A 5,420-nucleotide genomic window follows, 5' to 3' on the forward strand; every position below is an offset into this window, starting at 1 on the left:
ACGCCTGGGCAAAGCCCAGGGCAATCAGCAGGTTACTGGCGGTCAAGAATGCCTCGGCGCCCCCATGCAGGGGGTCCACATCCGCCAGTTGTTGCCCAAAACGCAGTTGAGCAACGCCACCAGCCACCACGGTGACCAGGACAAAAACAAGGGTGGCGGCAAATCCCCACCAAGCCAGTGGCGGAAACCGCTGACTACGCCGGGCATACCATAAAAAGGCCAGAAAGGGGATCAGGGAGAAGGCAAACAGATTGGGGGCTGACAGCAACGACGCCATGGGGATCAGGGGAAATGGCGGCTGGGGGCCTGCTTCCACAACCACCAGGCCGCCAGGGCCAGGGTGCTGTTGCCCAGCAGGGTGGCGGCGGCTTGCAGGGTGACCAGCCATTTGAGGCTGTCGGCATTGTCAAACGCATGCCATGTGCAGGCGCACATGGCGCTCACCAGGGCCGGGGTCATGGCCATGGCCAGCCAGCACCAGTCCGCCTCCCCCCGCAGTCGCCCGTAGCGCACCACCAAGCCCATGGCGAGGCACCACTCCAGCACGGAAGTGACGTGGATCCACCAGGTAGGGAGGGACAAGGCATGCATGGACGACACTGGCGGGGCAGACCAGTTTGAGGCTAGCCTCAGGACTCGGGATAATGACTTCTAAATCCTTTTTTCCTAACCCCGCACCATGCCGATGACGGCGCCGCCAGGATGGCTGGCCGCCATGGCCTGCAACAGGGCTGGAGCCTGATGGGCCGGCACAGCCGCCAGCAGGGGGCCGCAGGTTTGGGGATCAATCAACAACCCCCGGCGGGCGGCGCCGGGTTCTGATCGCAGTTGGATCGCCCCTTGGGGCGCCAGCAACTCCAGGGCGGCGGCATTATGGGGCGCCAGGGTGCTGGCATGGCCAGCCCTCAGCAACTCCAGGGTGCCGTCATAGGCAGGAATCCTTCGGGGATCCAGTTGAACCTGAATGCCGGACGGAGACGCCTGGATCATTTCCCCCAAATGTCCAAACAGTCCGAAGCCAGTCACGTCCGTGCAGGCCCGGCAACCGTGGCGGCGGAGCAGTTGCACCAAGTCTTGCTGGGGGCGACCCATGACGGCAAGCGCTTCATCCACCCGGCCCGGAGGGGCGCCATGGGCCTGAGCGGCAGCCATGATCACCCCGCTGCCCAGAGGTCGCTGAGCACCAACATGTCCCCTGGGTGGAGGGGGCCTTTGCGCCAGTGCTGGTAGTTCTGCACACGGCCATGGACACTGACCCCGAGGCTGAGATGGAGGGCCGGGGCTGACGGGCATCCGGGTCGGCCAGGGCTTGCAGGCTGTGCCCACCCAGAAGCTCCCCTCCCAACTCCCGGGCGGTGCTGCGCACCCCGGCCAGGGGCACTGGGCCAGCTCAAAAAATCGGACAACCTTCCCTTTGGGACGCATTCTCACCATGAGAAAGTCAGTCGTAGAGGGAGTGCGCACGGGCCAGCAGGCTTTGCCCCTGCTGCGCTGGCAAGGTGCCGACGCCCTGGCGGCTGTGATGGAGACGCCCGAAACCTGGGGCACCCTCTTCATCTCAACATGATCACCGTGGAGGACGGAAGATTGGGGTGGTGGATGCGAACCGGATGCACGCCAAGCAGGCCTACGACCCGGCCGGGCTGCTGAATCTCGGCAAGCTGCGGGGCTGGTTGGAGCGGGGGCGCCACTGACGGCACCCTGCTCGACAATCCCCAGCCCTCAAGCAATGAGCGCTGCACAGGTCAGCCGCTTGCCCGCTGCCTGCCGTAGCAGTGTCTCAATTGCTGGTTCACCGTTCAGGCCGATGGTGTTCTGACGAGGCTCATATCCAGCTACATGGCGGAAACAGTGGCGCTTGCTCCACCAGTGATGAGTGCCGCTGCAGGTTTGAGCAATGCCCAGAAGGACTCAATGCCGTTTGTGCTGGCCTTGCCTTGACGGGTGGATGGGAAGCACTGCTGTCTTCGTTGCGGCCGCAGCAGTGCGGTATCCTGTGACAAGGTCCCTGGTCTGCATCCCTACTGCTGCAGAGGTTGTGGAAAATCTTCAATTCTAAGCTATCCCTATTTTGAACATGACGATCACGTCGATCCTTTTGCGACCGGCCGGGCTCTTGCGCTCTTTCGCAAAGGCTCTCCAGCAGTGGACAGAGTTCTTCCCAGGGTATGGCGGCTTTGAGGCGTTCCAGGGAGGACTTCTTCCTGGTGAGCTTCGCCAGCCTCTCCGCCTCGTCCCAGAAACCCTGTTGGCCCACCATGATATTAACTGCAATGCCTCTCTATCCTAAGGAAACACTGGAAAATGCCAAAATGGAGCAACTGCAGGGCCTGGGAACCAAGCTGCCACCAGGCTTCTCAAGAAGACCAAGTAGCCTGGAGCGAATTTCCCAGGTTTTCCCTAACAGATCTCAGACCCTTGGGAGCCAAAATCTCTGGACAGCTTGGCAGAACTCTTCATCCTTAGTCATACTCTTTTACAGAAATTTGTTATAGGAGAATGGCAACCTTCCTTTGCCCACATTCTCCTAGTCCATTGTGGACTTTTCTTATTTTTCGTGGTGCCCTATTGTTACCATTTGCTCTTTGGAACCTCGCGGTGAGCAGAGCCTTGTCCTCAGTGCTAAGGCAGGGGTCAAGCCTCCTGCTGCTGTTCCTCTGTGGTACGCAAACGCTAATACGAAATAGCGGGGTAAGAGTATCTAATCTTCCTCTTCAGAAAAATCTGCGCCGGATTTGTCTCCTTCGTCATCGTACTTGTCTTCTTCATCTGGAGCTGAGGTGGCCATCGCCAAAGTCGATGTACCATCGACTTTTTGCCCAGTCGAGCAGTCTACCACGGCGTTCCGATATTGACTGAGGTGTCCAGTTATCCCACAAGGCCGCAATCTCACGCTCTTGAAATAAGGGGGAGTTCGCGTAGCAGGGTGATTTAGCATCGGCGGTGCCTTTCTTCTCAAAGAATGGTTTATTACTATAGAATGAATTATGCTTGGTTAACATCAGATTACCTATATCATCTACACAGTGTTGATGTTCCTCCTCATTAAAGCGTTCTTTCCAGTAGCAACGGCCTGCGATGGCCTGCGGTAATATGTGTTCAATAGTGTCTCTTTCCTTTATATCTTTCCATTGGATTTCTGGAGACGCCCCTTTGTCAGAAGCCAAGTACTCCTCATATTCATAAAGAAAATACTTGATCCCTTTCCAAGAATACCAGTCCTTACTATAGGATTTAGGCAATATAGCTTCTTTTATGAAATAATACTCAAAATAGTCTCTGCCTTCATAATCTTTACGTTGGTTATAATTTATCTTGACAAAATGCTGAATTGAATTATAGTCAAGCTCCTTTCCTTCAAAGATTTTTCCTTGTCTCACGGCATTCGCCAATCTAAGCATAAACAATTGATTAAAATCTGACCTGAACTCGGCAACTCTGTATATACGGAAGGCTATTTTTTCGCATAGTTGCACTAAACTAAGATAGTTTTCATGATCGGAAGGCCATCGTATTCTCATAGCTATGAAAAGTGGCAAGAAGGGCGTAGTCACTCCCATTCTGACTATCTTATCACTCCAGAGACAAATTTTCGTGCGAATGTTATCGGAAAAGCTCTGAAACGCATCAGATCTGTTTGGCTTGAGCACATCGCAGAAAGAAATACATGAATTGTATAATCCATTGATGTATTTATCGATGTCGCTCAAAAGTTGGGAGTGGTTCTGATTTCGTAAGTTGAACTTATCCCGAATGCTTTTACTGCCTTTCCATTGCTTACTTTGTGAATCATAATGTATAAGCCAATGAGTACGAAGTAGTCTATTTTCGTTATTGTCTGAATTCAATTTAGCGTTCATTAGGCATTTCAGGATGTCAGACCATATGCTATTTATTTCTTTGCCTAGCTCTTCACGATTAGATTCCTCTACCCTCAGTGACGAGGCAACATAGAGTAAATAGTTCTTAATTTTTTCTAAGTCAGTCAACGGCCTGCCTCTGTCGTTCATCACCTCAAAGATAATTCCGACCTCGGCCGCTTTGTCCACTTCATACAGATTGAAACGAAGCCTGGTCGTCACTTTTTTATGCAAGTCTTGCAACCATTCTTGATTGGCGCTACCGTGCTCCACTCTCGCCAAGAATTGGGCAATCTGGTCCTTCGCCTCTCGCAGCCGCAACGCCGACTCTACTGTTGGCTCCTGAAGGTCAGGGGTTTCAGCGAGAACACTGTTTCTGAAAAAGCGATCAATGTCATCATTCAGCGTTAATTTGTACAGCGGATGCCCATCCATGTCTGTAGCCTTGACATAATCCTTTCTGATTCCATTGGCAAGAGTCTCACCTCGGTTTCCTAACGCTCGGCTTATCTCGCTCAACAACAGAATGATCGTCGTAAGGCGCTGCTGCCCATCTACAACATCTGTCTCAGTGTAACTTCGTCCCTGGTTATCCGTCCTCTCTCGAGCATTCTTATCTTGATGAAGGACGATGGTGCCCGTATAGTGACAACGAGAAGAATCAAGCAATTCTAAATCCTCTAGAAACTCACCAACTTGTTGTTTTTCCCATGCATAGCCACGCTGATAATTAGGAATACGGAAAAGTTTGTCTTGGAACAGTTCTTGGAGTGACTTCGTGTTGTTCATCAAATCCTTCGGTGCCTCAAAGCAAAGTGTGGCTGCAAGTTTTGCCAAGCTTGGCATCTGTGTCAACCAGCTTTGGAGAAAGTTTACAATTGGTTGCGAAGGAAAGATGCAAGGGTGCATCCTCAGTCCTGGTTGGCTTGCACGCGCCCAATGATGGTCCCCCCATGGTGAATGGCCCCCATGGCCCGCAACAGGGCTGGAGCCTGATGGGCCGGCACAGCCGCCAGCAGGGGGCCGCAGGTTTGGGGATCAATCAACAACGCCCGGCGGGCGGTGCCGGGTTCTGATCGCAGTTGGATCGCCCCTTGGGGCGCCAGCAACTCCAGAGCAGCGGCATTGTGGGGCGCCAGGGTACTGGCATGGCCAGCCCTCAGCAACTCCAGGGCGCCGCCATAGGCGGGAACTCTTTGGGGATCCAGTTGAACCTGAATGCCGGACGGAGACGCCTGGATCATTTCCCCCAAATGTCCCAACAGTCCGAAGCCGGTCACGTCCGTGCAGGCCCGGCAGCCATGGCGACGCAGCAGCGGCACCAGGCATTGCTGGGGGCTGCCCATTGCCGCAAGGGCTTGATCCACCCAGGCCGGAACTGCGCCGTTGGTCTGGGCAGCAGCCATGATCACCCCACTGCCCAGCGGGCGGCTGAGCACCAGCGCATCCCCTGGCTGGAGGGGGCCTTTGCCCCAGCGCTGGCGGCTCCGCACCCGGCCATGGACGCTGACCCCGAGGCTGAGTTGGAGGGCCAGGGGCTGGCGGGGATCGGGATCCGTC

General features: G+C 54.8%; 6 protein-coding genes. 1 reads left to right on the forward strand and 5 read right to left on the reverse strand.

The features are described from left to right. The 3 genes from BG35_RS0105895 to BG35_RS13075 form a co-directional block, all read right to left on the reverse strand. The coding region (locus BG35_RS0105895) for a DUF3593 domain-containing protein (protein WP_173399742.1) at positions 1-277 on the reverse strand (277 nt) is incomplete at its 3' end. A gap of 5 nt (positions 278-282) precedes the next feature. Beyond that, on the reverse strand, positions 283-591 hold the full coding sequence (locus BG35_RS0105900) for a DUF2499 domain-containing protein (protein ID WP_025782100.1): 309 nt from the start codon (positions 589-591) through the stop codon (positions 283-285). A 75-nt stretch (positions 592-666) separates the two neighbouring features. Then, positions 667-1,152 (reverse strand): AIR synthase-related protein, encoded by a 486-nt coding sequence (locus BG35_RS13075; protein WP_161632550.1) that lies wholly within the window; start codon positions 1,150-1,152, stop codon positions 667-669. A gap of 280 nt (positions 1,153-1,432) precedes the next feature. On the opposite strand from BG35_RS13075, the gene BG35_RS13800 reads away from it, so the two are divergent. Then, positions 1,433-1,567, forward strand: a complete 135-nt coding sequence (locus BG35_RS13800) for a hypothetical protein (RefSeq protein ID WP_269087823.1) — start codon at positions 1,433-1,435, stop codon at positions 1,565-1,567. A 1,198-nt stretch (positions 1,568-2,765) separates the two neighbouring features. On the opposite strand, the gene BG35_RS0105925 is transcribed toward BG35_RS13800, so the two are convergent. Both BG35_RS0105925 and BG35_RS0105930 read right to left on the reverse strand, forming a co-directional pair. After that, positions 2,766-4,697 carry a DUF262 domain-containing protein gene (locus tag BG35_RS0105925; protein ID WP_161632551.1) on the reverse strand — a complete coding sequence of 644 codons (1,932 nt, stop codon included), beginning with the start codon at positions 4,695-4,697 and terminating at the stop codon, positions 2,766-2,768. A 74-nt stretch (positions 4,698-4,771) separates the two neighbouring features. After that, a partial coding sequence (locus BG35_RS0105930; protein WP_025782104.1) for an AIR synthase-related protein occupies positions 4,772-5,420 on the reverse strand: 649 nt, incomplete at its 5' end.

Source organism: Candidatus Synechococcus spongiarum SH4 (assembly GCF_000586015.1).
Taxonomy (GTDB): domain Bacteria; phylum Cyanobacteriota; class Cyanobacteriia; order PCC-6307; family Cyanobiaceae; genus Synechococcus_B; species Synechococcus_B spongiarum_F.

Excerpts from the sequence above, each read along its gene's own strand:
- BG35_RS13800 (WP_269087823.1), top strand. The coding sequence starts at position 1,433 with ATGAGAAAGTCAGTCGTAGAGGGAGTGCGCACGGGCCAGCAGGCTTTG.
- BG35_RS0105900 (WP_025782100.1), bottom strand. The coding sequence starts at position 591 with ATGCATGCCTTGTCCCTCCCTACCTGGTGGATCCACGTCACTTCCGTG.
- BG35_RS13075 (WP_161632550.1), bottom strand. The coding sequence starts at position 1,152 with ATGGCTGCCGCTCAGGCCCATGGCGCCCCTCCGGGCCGGGTGGATGAA.